The organism is Streptococcus pseudopneumoniae (assembly GCF_001070815.1).
GTDB classification, from domain to species: domain Bacteria; phylum Bacillota; class Bacilli; order Lactobacillales; family Streptococcaceae; genus Streptococcus; species Streptococcus pseudopneumoniae_P.
Map to the genome: position 1 here is coordinate 18,374 of NZ_JVLX01000069.1, position 17,260 is coordinate 35,633.

General features: G+C 45.1%; 13 protein-coding genes. All 13 read right to left on the reverse strand.

Annotation, left to right across the window (positions count from 1 at the left end):
- Window positions 1–13: 13 nt before the first annotated feature.
- The 13 genes from ADG81_RS08830 to comA all read right to left on the reverse strand — a co-directional run bounded on the left by ADG81_RS08830 (window position 14) and on the right by comA (window position 17,092).
- Window positions 14–241, reverse strand: a complete 228-nt coding sequence (locus ADG81_RS08830; RefSeq protein WP_049546417.1) for a hypothetical protein — start codon at window positions 239–241, stop codon at window positions 14–16.
- A 9-nt stretch (window positions 242–250) separates the two neighbouring features.
- Complete coding sequence (gene purK, locus ADG81_RS08835) at window positions 251–1,342, reverse strand: 5-(carboxyamino)imidazole ribonucleotide synthase (RefSeq protein ID WP_049551494.1); 1,092 nt, start codon at window positions 1,340–1,342, stop codon at window positions 251–253.
- The gene (purE, locus tag ADG81_RS08840) at window positions 1,329–1,820 is read right to left on the reverse strand and encodes a 5-(carboxyamino)imidazole ribonucleotide mutase (protein WP_049551495.1); all 492 of its coding nucleotides are present in this window, start codon (window positions 1,818–1,820) and stop codon (window positions 1,329–1,331) included. Before purE ends, purK begins: the two co-directional genes overlap by 14 nt.
- Window positions 1,821–2,011: 191 nt before the next feature.
- The gene (purD, locus tag ADG81_RS08845) at window positions 2,012–3,274 is read right to left on the reverse strand and encodes a phosphoribosylamine--glycine ligase (protein WP_049551496.1); all 1,263 of its coding nucleotides are present in this window, start codon (window positions 3,272–3,274) and stop codon (window positions 2,012–2,014) included.
- A 120-nt stretch (window positions 3,275–3,394) separates the two neighbouring features.
- Window positions 3,395–4,942: a bifunctional phosphoribosylaminoimidazolecarboxamide formyltransferase/IMP cyclohydrolase gene (gene purH, locus ADG81_RS08850; RefSeq protein ID WP_045606693.1), complete on the reverse strand. Its 1,548-nt coding sequence runs from the start codon at window positions 4,940–4,942 to the stop codon at window positions 3,395–3,397.
- Window positions 4,935–5,408: a GNAT family N-acetyltransferase gene (locus ADG81_RS08855; protein WP_033675667.1), complete on the reverse strand. Its 474-nt coding sequence runs from the start codon at window positions 5,406–5,408 to the stop codon at window positions 4,935–4,937. Before ADG81_RS08855 ends, purH begins: the two co-directional genes overlap by 8 nt.
- A 44-nt stretch (window positions 5,409–5,452) precedes the next feature.
- Entirely contained in the window at window positions 5,453–6,004 is a 552-nt protein-coding gene (gene purN / locus ADG81_RS08860; protein ID WP_049551497.1) for a phosphoribosylglycinamide formyltransferase, read from the reverse strand.
- Complete coding sequence (gene purM, locus ADG81_RS08865) at window positions 6,001–7,023, reverse strand: phosphoribosylformylglycinamidine cyclo-ligase (protein ID WP_049551498.1); 1,023 nt, start codon at window positions 7,021–7,023, stop codon at window positions 6,001–6,003. The genes purN and purM overlap by 4 nt, the downstream gene beginning before the upstream one ends.
- A 214-nt stretch (window positions 7,024–7,237) precedes the next feature.
- Window positions 7,238–8,680 (reverse strand): amidophosphoribosyltransferase, encoded by a 1,443-nt coding sequence (purF, locus tag ADG81_RS08870; protein WP_049544726.1) that lies wholly within the window; start codon window positions 8,678–8,680, stop codon window positions 7,238–7,240.
- A gap of 93 nt (window positions 8,681–8,773) precedes the next feature.
- Window positions 8,774–12,499, reverse strand: coding sequence for a phosphoribosylformylglycinamidine synthase (locus ADG81_RS08875; RefSeq protein WP_049551499.1), 3,726 nt, complete (start codon window positions 12,497–12,499; stop codon window positions 8,774–8,776).
- Window positions 12,500–12,698: 199 nt separating this feature from the next.
- Window positions 12,699–13,406 (reverse strand): phosphoribosylaminoimidazolesuccinocarboxamide synthase, encoded by a 708-nt coding sequence (gene purC / locus ADG81_RS08880; protein WP_000043300.1) that lies wholly within the window; start codon window positions 13,404–13,406, stop codon window positions 12,699–12,701.
- Between the two features lie 170 nt (window positions 13,407–13,576).
- Complete coding sequence (comB, locus tag ADG81_RS08885) at window positions 13,577–14,926, reverse strand: competence pheromone export protein ComB (protein ID WP_049551500.1); 1,350 nt, start codon at window positions 14,924–14,926, stop codon at window positions 13,577–13,579.
- A 12-nt stretch (window positions 14,927–14,938) separates the two neighbouring features.
- On the reverse strand, window positions 14,939–17,092 hold the full coding sequence (comA, locus tag ADG81_RS08890; RefSeq protein ID WP_049551501.1) for a peptide cleavage/export ABC transporter ComA: 2,154 nt from the start codon (window positions 17,090–17,092) through the stop codon (window positions 14,939–14,941).
- Window positions 17,093–17,260 lie beyond the last annotated feature (168 nt).

The following is a 17,260-nucleotide window of genomic DNA, read 5'->3' on the forward strand; positions in this document are numbered from 1 at the left end:
ATTATTAGCCAAATTATTCAAATTCTTCTTTCCCAATCCATACAGACGGGTAATGTTCCAATGAATTAAGGTCTGTATCCAGTGGCAAGTCATAAATTGCTAAATAGTTTTCAGGGTATTGAGCAAGCAGCTCTTCATACTTAGCTTTCACTTTTTCGTGATTGCTACTAGCATACACGACTTCGACGGCTGCTCCAGTCTTATCTTTTTCTACAAAAGCATTAACAATAATTTGTATCATAGGCTTGTCCTAAAAATCAATCCCTTTCCCAAACTCCTCCACCTCATCCGGCACATCACTAAACAAAGTCACATGTCCCATCTTGCGGTTGTGCTTCGCTTCTATTTTACCATACATATGGAGGTGGGCGCTTGGATTTTCTGTGACATAGTTTTCAGCGGCCTCGACGTGTTGACCTAGGACATTGAGCATAACTGCTGGTGCATGTAGTTTGATAGCTGGCAATGGTGCTCCCAGAACGCCCAAGATATGGGTATCAAACTGGGAGAAGTCACAGGCTTCGATTGAGTAGTGTCCTGAGTTATGTGGGCGTGGGGCGATTTCATTTACAATGATGTCATTGGCAGTCGCAAACATTTCCACGCAAAGCGTTCCAGATAAGTTAAGTTGTTCAGCAATTCGCACAGCCATGGCTTTGGCTTTTTCAGCTAGACTTTCTGAAATGCGAGCTGGCACGATGGTCTTAGACAGGATGTTGTTGCGGTGAATATTTTCCTGAACTGGAAAAACCGTCACGTCCTTGCCATTTCCTGACACAATAACAGAAATTTCAAGGTCAAAATTGACAAATTCTTCCAAGACACAGTCTGCTGAGTCTGCTAGTTCATAGGCTTCTGCCAAATCTTCTGCTGAGCGAATGACCTTTTGTCCATGGCCATCGTAGCCACCAGTCGCAGTCTTGAGGACATAGTTTTTCGATAGGTCCATATTTGCCAAATCTTGGCTTGAGGTCACAACCTTGTAAGGTGCCACAGTGACTTGTGCCTTGTTGGAAAGGAAGCCCTTTTCAAAAATCCTATTTTGGGAAATACGGAGCAGGTCTGTCCCTTGTGGAAGTTGCCCATCCTTGACAACCGCATCCAATCCGTCAGCATCGACATTTTCAAACTCATAGGTGAGGACATCGCATCGCTCCGCCAACTGGCGCAGAGCATCCACGTCATTATAAGGCGCCACGATGATCTCCGCTACGCGAGAGGCTGGGCAATCCGCCGCAGGATCTAGCGCTATAACCTTGTGCCCCATGTAGATAGCAGAAATGGCCATCATCTGACCCAGCTGGCCGCCACCTATAATTCCGATTGTTTTAGATGAGCTCATTTGTAGACTCCTCTGCGATTTTTCCTTGCTCTTCTGCAAAATCTGCCAATGCTGTCGCGATAGACTGATCCTCTACTGAAAGAAGACGGAGGGCGAAGAGAGCCGCATTTGTCGCACCAGCTTCACCGATAGCCATTGTCGCCACAGGCACACCGCCCGGCATCTGAACGATAGAATAGAGCGAGTCCACGCCACTAAGGGCACGTGATTTGACGGGCACCCCAATGACTGGAAGGGTTGTTTTAGCTGCGACCATACCTGGCAAATGGGCTGCGCCTCCAGCACCTGCGATGATAACCTTGATACCGCGGCTACGTGCTTCTTCTGCATGCTTGAACATGAGGTCTGGCGTGCGGTGGGCAGAAACAACTTTCTTTTCGTAGGCTACACCGAAGCGATCGAGAACTTCGGCGGTTTTTTGCATGGTTGCCCAGTCGGATTTTGAGCCCATGATGATGGAAATAATTGGTTTAGTCATAATTTTTCCTTTTTTCTTCTTTTTTGATAATGGTCTTAGGTGGTGGGGACGGAAGCAAACCTTCGGTTTCATTCCTAAACTTTGAGCCTAAGGTCTCAAAGTTTCCCCGACCAGAACAGATACTGTTCTGGTCTTTTCACCACGGCAACCATTATCGGGTTTGGCGACTCAGTCGCGTTATTCTTATATCTTTACTTAATCGCCTTGCTTCCGATATCGGTTCGGTAGAAGAGCCCTTCTGTGTTTTGTTTGTCGAGTTGGCTGTAGATGGTGTTTTGGGCTTCTTTGACGGTGTCTGCTGTGGTAACTAGCATATAAACACGTCCACCGTTTGATAGCAGTGCTCTGCTATTTTCCGCAAACTTAGCCCCTGCATAATAGGTGATAATGTCGCCTTCTGTCTTGGCTGGCAACTTGACACCTTTTTCATAGTCTAGCGGATAACCGTTGGATGCGACAACCACTCCCAGAGTCACACCCTTGTCCGTCCAGGTGATGTTTGGCTCCTTGCAATCGAGTATATCCGTAATATTTTGTGCAAAGTCAGAGGTCAGACGAGGCAAGATAATCTGAGTTTCTGGATCTCCGAAGCGAGCATTAAACTCGATGACCTTAGGTCCATCAGCTGTCATGATAAGCCCTGCGTAAAGAACTCCCAGATAAGGGCGACCTTCTTTAATCATCCCTTCGAGGACTGGCTTGACAATCGTGTCAACCGCTGTATCAACCACACTCTGTGGCAAGTGTGGAACTGGCGCATAGGCACCCATACCACCCGTGTTAGGACCCTTGTCGCCATCGTATGCACGTTTGTGGTCCTGAGCTGTCGGCATGATGTAGAACTTATTGCCATTGACAAAGGCAAAGAGAGAGAACTCCTCCCCATCAAGAAATTCCTCGATAACCACACGCGCACCTGAGTCACCGAATTTATTGTCCAAGAGTATCTCATGAGCGGCTTCGACCGCTTGATCAACCGTCTCAGCAACGACGACGCCTTTCCCGAGCGCCAATCCGTCCGCTTTGACGACGATAGGCGCTCCCTGCTTTTCGATGTAGGCCTTGGCCTCCTCGAAATCTGAAAATGTACCATAGGTTGCTGTCGGAACGTCGTATTTGACCATTATTTCCTTAGCAAAATCCTTGGACCATTCCAGCTCCGCTGCAGCCCTAGTCGGACCAAAAGCCTTGAGGCCTGCTGCATTGAAATCATCCACTATTCCGGCGGCAAGAGCATCATCCGGCCCAATGAAGGTCCAAGCGATATCGTTGACCTTTGCAAATTCAATTAACTTAGAATGTGCGGAAATGGAGATATTTACCAATTCTAGACCGTCCAGAGTCATCCCATCATTCCCAGGAGCAACAAAAACCTTTTCTACCTCTTTTGACTCAAGCAACTTCTTAGCAATCGCATGTTCACGACCACCCGAACCAACAACTAACAGCTTCATCTTACAACCTCTTTTGCGAATCATTTAATAACATTATATCATAAACGTTCGTTTTAATCTTGTTTCACTCCGCGTTTTTACGCAAAAAAGGAAAGAAACTGTTTTCTTCCCTTTACATTCTTAATGTCTAAAATGTCTCACGCCTGTGAAGATCATGGTCAAACCGTATTTGTCAGCAGCTTCAATGGATTCTTGGTCACGGACTGAGCCTCCAGGCTGGATAATCGCCTTAACACCTGCTTTAGCGATTTCTTCCACGTTATCTGCAAATGGGAAGAAGGCATCGGAAGCAAGCACAGCGCCGTCAAGGCGGTCTTTGGCTTGGTCAATGGCGATGCGAACAGAAGCTACACGGTTAGTTTGCCCTGGGCCAACGCCAAGCGTCATATGATCGTTGGTTATGATGATTCCGTTTGATTTCACATACTTGATGGCTTTCCAAGCGAACTCAAGGGCAGTAGCCTCTGTCTCCGTTGGTTGGCGTTTGGTCACCACTTGCCAGTCAGCTGGGCTTTCCTTGACCACGTCTTGGTTTTGTACCAGAAGTCCACCAACCACGCCTGTGTATTCTACTTCCACTTCACTAGCCTCTTGAGCATCAAATGGCAAGGCAAGGATACGCAAGTTTTTCTTTTTGTTGGTCAAAATGGCTAGCGCTTCATCCGTATAGCTTGGTGCAATGATAATTTCAAGGAATACACCATGCATCTTCTCAGCTGTCGCAGCATCTACCTCACGGTTAAGAACGACAATCCCACCAAAGATAGAAACTGGGTCAGACTCATAAGCGTAGTCCCAAGCAGTCTCGATGTCATCAGCCTGACCGATTCCACATGTGTTCATGTGTTTGAGAGCCACAACAGTTGGACGGTCTTTGAAATCACGGATAATACGAATGGCAGCGTCAGCATCGCGGATATTGTTGAATGACAATTCTTTCCCGTTGAGCTGTTTGGCTGAAGCAATCGAGTAGTCTGTTGGCAAAGCTTTTTGGTAGAAATCCGCGTCTTGTTGAGGGTTCTCACCGTAACGCATAGCTTGTTTGAGGTCATAGGTCAAAGTGAGCTTTTCAGGTTTGCTTTCCCCCACTTGAGCTGTGAAATACTCTGCAATCAAGGCGTCATAAGCCGCTGTATGACGGAAAACCTTGGCTGCCAAACGTTGGCGGGTTTCGTAAGTCGTTTCGCCGTTGGCTGACAACTCGTTAAGCACCACATCATAGTCAACAGGGTCTACAACAACTGTTACGCTGGCATGATTCTTCGCTGCCGAGCGAAGCATAGATGGCCCACCGATATCGATGTTCTCCACCGCATCAGCATAAGTCACGTCTGGTTTGAGAATCGTTTCTTTAAAGGGATAGAGATTGACCACCACAAGGTCAATCAATTCAATCTTATTATCTTTAGCCGCTTCTAGGTGGCTATCCAAGTCGCGCCGAGCAAGGAGCCCACCGTGGATATTTGGATGGAGGGTCTTGACACGACCGTCCATCATCTCTGGAAAACCAGTCACATCATCGATAGCAATGGTGTCCACACCAGCAGTATCAAGGGCAACCTTAGTTCCACCAGTCGAGATAATCTCCCAACCAAGTTTTTTAAGTTCTTGGGCAAATTCAACAATGCCCGCTTTGTCTGAGACGCTGATTAAGGCGCGTTTAGTCATTATATTCCTCTTTCTTTAGGTCCAAGCGCATAGCGACTTCGTTATTTTCTTCTATAAATCCTGTTTCCTGAAAACCCAAACTAGTCAGCAGGTGCTTCATTTTTTCATTTCCAACCACATAATCTGCAATAATATGATTGCAAGCGATATCCATCTGAGCCTTTTTGATTAGAACTTCCAAGGCTTTTCGACCATGACCTCTTCCTTGGTACTGCTGACCAATCATTATCCGCCAGATAAAGTATTCCGCTTCATCCTTATCTATTTCCAACAGGAGAAAACCAACCACAAGCTCATTCCAATAAATTGCCATTGGAAACACATCCCCATTCTCTCTGTAGAGCCATGCGTCAGCTAAAGAGCGTACATTTGGAGACACGAAACGTGCTCGTTCATCAGCTTCAGATATTTTCAAATCCAGCACTGCCTGAAAACTGCTCTCATCTACTAATTTTATCTCAATCATTTTTTCTCCTAGCAATATTGCAAAATCAAAACTTGATTTACTTCTTATCTTCTACCCACCCCTAAACTCTCCAACACTTGAGGATAGAGCTGATACTCGGTGGCATGAATACGTTCTTCAAAGCTGGCTATGGTATCATCAGCCAGCCGTGGCACACGTACTTGTTTGATGATCTTACCAGTGTCCACACCAGAATCCACCCAGTGAATGGTCACGCCGCTCTCAGCAACGCCTGCAGTCCAAGCATCCTCAATCCCATGAGCTCCTGGAAACTCTGGCAGGTAGGCTGGATGAATGTTGATAATCCGACCTTCATAAGCCGCCAATAAGGTTGGCCCAACGATTTTCATGTAGCCTGCTAGACAAACCAAGTCAATCTGGTGTTCTTCCAAGAGTTCGACAAGGGCCGCTTCGTAGTCTACCTTGCTCTCAAACTCCTTGAGTTCAAAAGCATAGGACAGAACGCCGAGCTTGTCTGCACGCTCCAGCACATAGGCGTCACGATGGTCTGAAAAGACAAACTCAACCGGAAATTCTTCGGCAATCACCTGAAAATTCGAGCCATTACCAGAGGCAAAAACCGCTATTTTTTTCATTTGATGATGACACTTTCGTTTTCTTTCTTGACGATGCGACCAATTTCATAGACTGGTTCATCCAACAATTCCTTGACACGACTTACATTTTCAGGGCTAACTGCTAGCATAAGTCCCACACCCATATTGAAGATTTCAAACATTTCTTCGTGTTTGATTTTACCATATTTTTCAAGAGCTTTGAAGATTGGAAGCACGGGAACCTTGTCTTCTTCAATCTCAGCAGCCAAGTCAGCTGCAAACATACGAGGGACATTTTCGATAAAGCCACCACCAGTGATGTGGGCAATACCGTTGACTAACTCTTCCTTGATGAGTGGCAAAACAGCCTTGACATAGATACGAGTCGGCTCAAGAAGAACTTCCTTGAGTTGCTTGCCTTCCAATTCTGGCAAGACTTCCTCACCTGTGTAGTCGGTAAAAACACGACGCACGAGTGAGAAACCATTTGAGTGAATACCACTCGAAGCAAGCCCGAGAAGGACATCACCTTCAGCTACTTTTGAACCGTCTATGATTTGAGATTTTTCAGCTACGCCGACTGCAAAACCAGCCAAGTCGTAGTCATCTTCACCATACATACCAGGCATTTCAGCTGTTTCCCCACCGATGAGGGCAGCGCCTGCCTGCACACAACCTTCTGCCACACCAGCAACCACTTGTTCTAGCTTAGCTGGTTCATTCTTGCCAGTTGCGACGTAGTCAAGGAAATAGAGGGGCTCCGCACCTGCAGCAATGATATCATTGACACACATGGCCACACAGTCCTGACCAATAGTATCGTGCTTGTCGTACTTGATAGCCAGCATGAGCTTGGTTCCGACACCATCAGTCCCTGAAATCAAAACGGGTTCTTTAACCCCAGTCTTTGAAAGGTCAAACATACCACCAAAGCCACCCAGAGCTCCCATGACACCTGCACGCTCCGTACGAGCCACGTGCTTTTTGATTCGTTCAACAACTTCATAACCCGCTTCAACATCCACACCAGATTGAGCGTACGCATTTTTATTTGCCATTTTATTTTTCCTTTTCTTTTTTTGGGAAAGACTGCGACATATTTTTAGATAAACAATTATTTTATCTAAAAATACTAGTCAGGTCTCTAGCTTTGGTCCCATAGGAGAAAGCGTCTACTGACAAATGCTTTAGCTTTTAGTCAGTAGTGAGACGTGGGGCATAAGCATTTTTTGTCATTTATTTATTCCTTTTCTTTAATGGAGGATTTTTCGTCTATTTGTAAAAACTAGTCTTTTCTTCCAAACTTCGACGATAGTCTTCTTCGTAGTCGTAGAGAGGTGTTGGGTAGTCACCGTCAAAGTAAGCGACACAGAGACCACCATTTGGCGCATCTGTTTCAATCCCAATCGACTCAATCAAACCTTCAACAGAAAGGTATGTCAGACTGTCCGCTCCAATGATTTGACGAGTTTCTTCGACCGTATGATTGGCCGCAATCAGCTCCTGACGGGTCTGGATATCAATCCCGTAGAAGCATGGATAAGCTAGCGCTGGACTACCAATGGCAACGTGAACCTCAGTCGCACCCGCTTCTTTCAAGAGTTGAACGATCCGACGAGAGGTTGTTCCACGTACAATAGAGTCATCAATCATAACCACACGCTTGCCTTTTACAACGCCTGAAACAGCAGAGAGTTTCATCCGCACCCCTTGCTCCCGTAATTCTTGAGTCGGTTGGATAAAGGTACGTTGGGTGTATTGGTTCTTGATGAGGCCCATTTCATTTGGTAGCCCGGACTCTTCAGAAAATCCCATAGCCGCGCTGAGGGAAGAATTGGGCACACCGACCACGATATCCGCCTCATGCTTGAATTCACGCGCCAATTGAGCACCCATACGTTTACGTGCCGTATGAACATTGACACCATGAATGTTAGAATCAGGGCGAGCAAAATAGATATACTCCATAGAACAGATTGCTAACTGGGTATCATCTGTATAGCTATCATACTGGATTCCCTTGTCATCAATGATCACAATCTCACCTGGCTTCAAATCACGAATCCATTCAGCACCAATAACCTCAAAAGCACAGGTTTCAGATGAAACAACCACTGCTCCGTTGGCCATTTTCCCGATAGAAAGCGGACGGAAACCATTGGGGTCAAGAGCAGCAATTAACTTATCTTCAAACAGCAAGATATAGGCAAAGCCACCTTTAACTAGACTGAGCGCCTCCTTGATTTTGCCCATCAGGCTAGGATTATGACTGCGACGAATGAGGTGGGCCAAGATTTCCGAGTCCGAAGTCGCGCTGAAAATCGCTCCTCTTTGTTCTAGTTCTTTCTTGAGAGAGGCTGCATTGGTCAGATTTCCATTATGAGCCAAACCAAACTGCATATCGTGAAAACGAAAAAGGAAAGGCTGGATATTATCTACAGAAGCTTCGCCAGCAGTCGCGTAACGCACATGCCCAATCGCACCAGTCCCCGTCAATTTATCTAAGTTAGCAGGGTTTCTGAAGACTTCTGATAGAAGACCCATATCGCGATGCCGCTTTAATTTCCCTTGGTCATTGGAAAGGATTCCTGCCCCCTCTTGACCACGGTGCTGAAGACTATGGAGACCAAAATAGGTCAATTTAGCAGCATCTGGATGTCCCCAGATACCGAAAACACCGCATTCTTCATTAAGAGATTTTACTTCGTATGTCATTTTATATACCTAATTTTTATTTGTGTAGCACCAAGAGCTAAATCTACATGACTTTTACATTACTGATACTATCTATTAAAACATCTGCAAGTCTTATTTTCCAGTAAAGTATTTAACCGCCGACGCAAACAGGTGCTGGTCTTTATTTCCTGGGATATTTTGGAAAAGACCGTCTTCATAACGTTCTGAGTGTCCCATTTTACCAATGATTTGGCCGTTCTTGCTGGTAATTCCTTCGATGGCATGGATAGAACCATTCGGATTGTACTTAGAATCCATACTTGGTTTGCCTTCAAAATCAACGTATTGGCTAAAGATTTGACCATTGGCACGAAGCTCTGCAAATTCTTCAGCCGTCACAACAAACTTCCCTTCACCATGCGATACTGGGATAGCATGAATATTACCCACTTGCACCCCAGTCAACCACGGCGAGTTGGTATTGGCAATGCGAGTTTCCACCATCTTGGCCACGTGTTGGTTGGCATCATTGTAGAAGAGGGTTGGGCTCGTACTGCTGGCATCTTCAAAGTTTCCGTATGGAAGAAGACCTGATTTGACCAAGGCCTGGAATCCATTACAGATACCGATAATTAAACCACCACGGGCGATAAAGCTATCAATAGCTACACGCACTTTTTCATTAAGCAGGATGTTGACGATAAACTTAGCTGAACCATCTGGTTCGTCCGCAGCTGAGAATCCACCTGCAAAGAAAAGGATATTAGCCTTGCTGATGTTGTCAACCATAGTTTCAACTGACTTGACAATAGCCTCTTCATTCAAGGTCACAAATGGCACCAAGTTGACCTCTGCGCCTTCTTTTTCAAATGCCTTAGCTGAATCATATTCCGAGTTGGTGCCCGGGAAGACTGGGATGTAAACCACCGGTTTTTCAATAGTTTCCTTGGCTTGGACGACTGCGTCAGAAGCGATAGCTGGAACTTCGTCCAGTTCTTTAGCTTGAGCAAATTCAGTTGGGTAAACTTCTTCCAATTTGCCTTGGAAGGCACTGTCAAGTTTGTGTCCATCTAGCTTCACACCGTTGACAAGAAGTGTAAAGTCTGCACTTGTTTGACCGATTTTCTCTACTCCAGCAATTTCTTCAGGAGATGTGAAGACAAATCCGCCTAATTGAGCTGTCAAAGCCGTTTCAAGTTCAGGCAAGGTCACCTCTGCACCGATATGATTCCCAAAAGTAGCAAGAGCCAAACTTTCAAGCACACCACCGTATTTGACAGCCGAGGCAGATGTTACTTTGTGAGCCTTTTGAAGGGCTTCAAATTGAGCGAAGTTAGATTTGATAAGATCGAAGTCAATCTCTTGAGCCAATGCTTGACCTGGGATGTAGTAGATGTTTTCCCCGGCAGTTTTGAACTCAGGAGAAAGCACCTTACGGCTATCTGCTGTCGTTACCCCAAAGGCTACCAAGGTTGGCGGTACTGTCAATTCTTCAAAGGTACCAGACATGGAGTCCTTACCACCGATAGATGGCAAACCAAGCTGAATTTGTGCCTCGATAGAACCTAGGAGAGCTGCTACTGGCTGACCAAAACGCTCTGCTTGTTTATCCATACGCTCGAAATACTCTTGGTAAGAGAAACGAGCCTTAGACCAGTTGGCACCAGCAGCAACCAAACGAGCAGTCGCTTCAATAACCGCATAGGCAGCACCGTGGTATGGAGACCATTCTGCTACATATGGGTTGAAACCTTGAGCCATGACTGACGCAGTATGAGTCACACCGTGTTGAACTGGCAATTTTTGCACAGATGCCTCAGTTGGTGTGAGTTGGTAACGACCACCAAGTGGGTGATTAACCGTTGAACGACCAACAGAGCAATCAAAGATAGTCTGCAAGCCTTTTTGACTCGCATGGTTGAGATCAGACAGAACCGCAAGGGTATCAACTTCAAGTGTGTTAGCAGATGTTTGACGCTCTTCTGGGAGTTTGACATCCTTGTCCACAACCTTAGCATCTACGACCACGCGCACACCATTGGTATCAAGGAAACGACGTTCCAAGTCGACAATGGTTTCACCATTCCAGTGCATGACTAGATTTGGTTTTTCCGTCACTGTCGCAACTACAACAGCATCAATATTTTCTTTGTTACATTCCGCAACGAAGGCATCTACATCCTCAGGACGAACCACAACTGCCATCCGTTCTTGAGATTCAGAGATGGCAATTTCGGTACCATTCAAGCCTTGGTATTTAAGAGGCACTTTGTCTAGGTCAATTTCAAGACCGTCTGCCAATTCACCGATAGCTACACAGACACCACCAGCACCAAAGTCATTGGATTTCTTAATAAGACGAGTGACATCGCCATTACGGAAAAGACGTTGAATCTTGCGCTCTTCGATGGCATTCCCTTTTTGAACCTCAGCACCAGCAGTTTCCACGGACTCAACTGTTTGAACCTTAGAAGAACCTGTCGCACCACCGACACCATCACGTCCAGTCTTACCTCCAAGGAGAATAATCACATCTCCCGCTTCCGGTTTTTCACGGACAACATTGCTCTTAGGAGCCGCTCCGACAACAGCACCTAGCTCCATGCGTTTAGCTACAAAGCCTGGGTGGAAGTATTCACGAACGTAGGTTGTTGCAAGTCCAATCTGATTCCCGTAAGAAGAATAACCATGAGCCGCTGTTTTAGAAATGACTTGTTGTGGTAATTTCCCAGCACGAGTTTCCGAAATCGGTGCTGTAATATCACCAGCACCTGAGATACGCATAGCTTGGTAAACATATGAGCGACCTGACAATGGGTCACGAATAGCACCACCGATACAAGTAGCCGCCCCACCAAATGGCTCAATTTCCGTTGGGTGGTTGTGAGTTTCATTCTTGAACATTAGGAGCCATGGCTCTTTCACACCATCAACATCCACTTCGATTTCTACTGAGCAAGCATTGATTTCGTCTGACACTTCCATATCATCCAAACGTCCATTAGCACGCTCATAACGACCGAAAATAGTCGCCATATCCATCAAGGTTTGCGGTTTTTCAGAACGCCCCAAATCCTCACGCATGGCAATATATTTGTCATAGGTCGCCTGCAATTGCTTTTGGAATTTCGATGCGGAGAAGTCAATGTGTTTCAACTCTGTCTCAAAAGTTGTGTGACGGCAGTGGTCAGACCAGTAAGTGTCCAAAACCTTGAGTTCTGTTTCCGTCGGCACGCGCTCGATTGACTTGAAATAGTCTTGGATAAAGAGCAAATCATCCACTTCCATGGCCATCCCTTGCTCAGCCTTGTAGCGAGCAAAGTCTTCTGCTGTATAGCTTTCAAAGAAAGTCAATTTTGGAATGGTCTTGTCTGACTCTGAAAATTCCTGCTTGGCAATCTCTGTCGTGATGTCCTTGAAGCGAGAATCAACTGGGTTGAGCAGATAGTTCTTGACCGCTTCCAACTCAGCCGCATCAATATCTTTATTCACCAAGTAAAGTTGGGCTGTATTAACTGTCACATCACTCGAACTTCCCAACAAAAGCAAGGCTTCTTGTGAAGAAGCTGCACGCTGGTCAAACTGCCCTGGTAGGCTTTCAATCGCAAAGAAAGCATAGTTGGCAAGATCCGCCTGTACAGCAGCTTCATCCAAGACATGGTCTGTCACCTGCTCAGAGAAGATGTGTTTCTCTGCAGGCGCAAACAAGTCCTCAGCCAAGTTAAAGACATCATACACTTGCACGATGCGAATACTTTTCAAGCTTGAAAGTCCCAAGTTATGCTGGAGTTCTCTAACCAAACTCTCTGATTTGACCTGAAAATCAGCCTTTTTTTCAACAAAAATACGTTTATCCATCAATTCTTATTCCTTTATTTCAGCTCTTGCAATGTTTCCAACGACCTTGAGGTTGTTATTTCAAACCTTACAACTTTTCCCAGACAACTTCGTCAACGTCGGTTAATTCACCCAGACCTCTACGGAGTGAAAAGGTCTGGGGACCTTTTCAGCCTGAGTCCTTTTAGTTGAGAGACGAAGGTTTTCCGTTGCTAACAGATTATTTTAGTTCCTGCAACTTTTCCCAAACAATCTCGTAAACGTCGGTTAGTTCTCCCAATCCTCTACGGAAAACATCCTTATCCATGTGGTTGCCATCCGCATCCCACAAACGGCAGTTATCTGGTGAAAATTCGTCTGCCAAGATAATCTTGCCATCCTTATCAAAACCGAACTCTAGCTTAAAGTCAATCAACTTAAGTCCAATCTCAGCAAACCAGACCTTCAAAAGTTCATTGATACGACGCGTTTCTTCCTTCAAGTAGGCAATCTGCTGGTCATCCGCAATCTGTAGGAATTTCACATGTTCGTCATTGATAAACGGGTCATCCAAATCATCATTTTTGTAGTAAAATTCGACAATCGGAGTCTCCAAGGCGATTCCCTCATCCACACCAAAACGTTTTGAAAAGGAACCAGCTGTATAGTTGCGAAGCACAACTTCCAAAGGAATAATCTTAACCTTTTTATTGAGTTGTTCCGTGTCTGAAAGCTTCTCCACAAAGTGAGTCGCCACACCAGCCGCATTTAATTTCTCAAAAATAAAAGATGAAATCTGATTATTCAACACTCCCTTGCCTGCAATCTGCTCCTTCTTGACACCATTGAAAGCAGTAGCCTGGTCCTTGTAAGTTGAAATAATGAGATTTTCATCCTCAGTTGTATAGATATCCTTGGCTTTTCCCGAATAGATCAGTTGTTTTGACATTTTAAAGTTCGCCTTTCGTTTTACTTGAGCACATTCTACCATAAAAAACCTAAAATTACAAGAATTTAACCGAATAAATAACGTAGTAACTTCAAAAATCATAAAGAAAAACTGCAAGATAGACTCTTCTTACAGTTTTAAAATCATTTATCCTCTGAAAAACACGAACATTACTCTTTGTTCAAAAATTGATCCAAATAATAACGCAGGTAACTTTTCTTGCCCGTAATCATCTGCAGGCGACCTTCCACCCCGTACCGAAGTTTTTCAGCCTGCTCCGAAGTTAGATTAGTCTCCGCCTCGATTTTAAAGAAATTCCCTTTTTCAGTCTTAGTAGCTGTCGCATCAATACTTGTAATAGTAGAATCTAGGAAAATTTGATTCTTGGCATCATGAGTCGTAGTATAGCGAACAGAATCACCGACCTTGATCCTTGCTACATCTTTTGAACTAAGATAAGCTGTTAGTTTGGCTTGCCCTTCTTTTTCCAAGGACGGATAGAGTTGGGCTAGTAAGGCGCCTTCTGCTACCATGGTAGAATCACTGGTCTCAGGATTAAGGTGAAGCACCCCATCCTCACTAGCCGTAATTTTCCCCTTGTCTAAAAGATTTCCCTGAACCTTCTTACCCGATTCTGCCTCCAAAATTTTCTGGTCTAGAAGGGTCAATTCCTGACCAACCTTAGCCAAATGTTGGGATTTAAGGGACTCTAATTGACTACTTAAACCAGACGCATAGGCTTGCTGGGTACCTGAACCTGCATACTGAACACGGTAAGTAGCAAGACTGGATTCTAACTGAGAGAGCTGTGCTTCTACCTGAGCAACAGCCTGAGCCTTAGATTGCGGATTTTCCTCGCCCTGAGACTTATAGGACTGGTAGAGAGAGTAGGCTAGATTCTGACTGGCCAAGGAAGCACCTGTTTCAATAGCTGACTTAGCTGTCTGGTAATCGCGAATTTTAGCCTCTGTTTGGCTGATGAGGTTGCCGATTTCGGCTTGGGTTTGGCTAGCTGCTGCATTCTGGGATGCAATGGTCTCATTTTGTTGCGATGTACTAGCCCTAAGACTGCCTGCTTGACTGATGTAGTCGCGAAAGGTGGCTTGGTAGCCAAACTTATCCTCCTCTGGAAAGTGGTTCTCCCCTTCTTGCAGGCTCTTTTGCAAATACTCCAATTGCTTTTTCTGATCCTTGAGCATGTCCAACTGACTAGCATAGGCCTCCGCTTGGACACCCTCTGCCCCTTCCTGGTATTGAACCAAAAGATCCCCCTTTTTAACCAGCTTATTTTCTTCCAGATGATTGACAAGAATGCGATTGTTACTAGTTGACTGGATATTTGCAAGGATACGACTAGGCTCTACAGTAGCTCTAGTAGACAAACTCATCTCCTTCTCTGCCAAAGTTGCAAAGCCAAGCAAAAACACGAGCAGAAGGAACATGGGCACAATCACCCGACTGGAAAAATTATGGTAACGACGATTATAAAACTCCGCACTTTCTAAAAATTCTGGTTTCATCCTCTCCTCTTTCTAGCTATTCACCAAATGGGCGTAAAAGCCACCCTGTGCAAGCAAATCAGCATGCTTTCCTTCTTCAACAATCTTGCCCTGATCCAAGACAACAACTTTCTCTGTCCGCTCAGCAATGGTCAAACGGTGAGCAATGAAAATCAAGGTCTTGTCTAAAGCCATCAGATTATCCACAATCCGCTTCTCTGTCAGAATATCCAAACTGCTGGTCGCCTCATCCAAAATCAAGACCGGCGCATCTGTCAAGAGAGCACGCGCCAGAGCAATTCTCTGACGTTGACCACCTGAGATCCCTGCCCCATCCGAAGTCAACTCTGTCTGATAATTCAGTGGCATACGCTCGATATCCTCCCGAATCTCTGCCAATTCGACCGCCCGTAAGATATCCTCTTGAGTCGTCCCCTCCTTGGCTCCAAGGAGAAGATTGTCCAAAATCGTTCCGTTAAAGACATAGGGCTGCTGAGGCAGATAATTGATATACTGGCGCAGGGCTTTTTTATCAATCTGATTGAGATTGACACCACCCAGACTAATCTCTCCCTGACTTGGGTCGTAAAAATTAACCATCATCTTGGCCAATGTCGTCTTACCTGACCCTGAAATCCCCACAAAAGTCACCTTAGAACCCTGCGGAATAGTCAAATTGATATCTGACAAGACATCTCGACCATAGCCATACTTGTAGGAAACCTGCTTGAAGGTCATATCTCCCTTCATCAAGCTCAAATCCTCAACCGTTTTCTTCTCCTCAAACTCCGAAGCTACCAGATATACTTCATTTAGACGGTTATTGGCAACCTGCGCTGTCTGAAGTTTGGTTTGCAGGTTGATGATATTTTCCAAAGGATTGGTAAAGTAAACCAGCAAGGTATTATAGGTAATCAACTGCCCCAAACTCATCTTGCTATCCATGACCAGAACAGCTCCCATCCAGAGAATGCCTACATTGAGCAAGAGATGGGCAACTTTTTTCAGAGCCTTTTGCTGACTCTCTGCTCGACTATAGATAAAGGACTTCTTCAGATAATTCACAAATTCCTTGTCAATTTTTTGGTAACGCTGACTTTCACTGGTCAAGGACTTGATGGTCTCAATACCATTGATGTCCTCAATGATAGAAGAAGACAGAACCGCATTGGCTTCCATGGTATCCCGATTCATCTTTTCAAACGGCTTCATAAAGGCAAAGATGATCACTGTATAGATAGGAAGTGCCAATAAGGTCATGAAAAAGAGATTGGTATTTTGTGAAAATAAAACAAGAGAAATAATGACAACCGTTGACACATCTAGGAAAATCGAAAGAATGGTCGAAGCCAGCGCATCAATGATACTGTTAGCATCTGTAAAACGAGACACGATTTCCCCTGTCCTGCGTGTCGCAAAAAAGGACATAGGCAGGTGAAAAACATGTTTGATATAGGATAAAATCACGTCAATCGACAAGCGTTGCCCCAAAACAAGTAAGAGATACTCCTGAGCGTAAGACAAGATCTGCTGGAGAATATAGACGATGACCAGTCCAATAGAAATAATCCCAAGCGTCGAACGCATCTGATCTGGCACATAGGTATCAATGATAGACTGCAGATAATAAGAACCCACAATGTTAATCAGGGTCACCAAAAGTGTCGCTAGGACGATGTTGGCAATCAAGCCACGCTGCTTCACTAATATAGGGATAAAAGAGAGCAGGCCATTCTTTTGATCCTTATGAGGCTTGTAGTCTGGACTAGGTGCCATAAAAAGAGTCACTCCTGTCCATTCTTCCGCAAAACGCTCACGTGGCAGTTTGGTCAATTTCACCCCAGGATCTGGATCGGCAATATGAATGCTATCCTTATCCTGACCAATTACCACATAGTAGTGGAGCAATTTTCCTTCCTTAAGCACATGAGCAACAAAAGGAAAGGTCAAATCTGGCAAGTCAAAAAGCGTCATATCCGCCTTAATGGCTCGCGTCTCAAAACCAATCTCCTCTGCCACCTTGACCAAGCCCAAAGCCGTCGTCCCATCCATGGTCGTCTTAGCCAATTCTCGCAAGTGAGCCAAAGAATAATAGCTACCATAGTAGCCAAAAACCATGGCTAATGAAGCTACACCGCAGTCCATCTGATCCACCTGCGAACGATAATGACGTTTCCCAAATTTCATCTTCATCTCCTTTTTCCTAATACTCAATGAAAATCAAAGAGCAAACTAGGAAACTAGCCGCAGGCTGCTCAAAACACTGTTTTGAGGTTGTAGATAGGACTGACGAAGTCAGTCACATATATACGGCAAGGCGACGTTGACGTGGTTTGAATTTGATTTTCGAAGAGT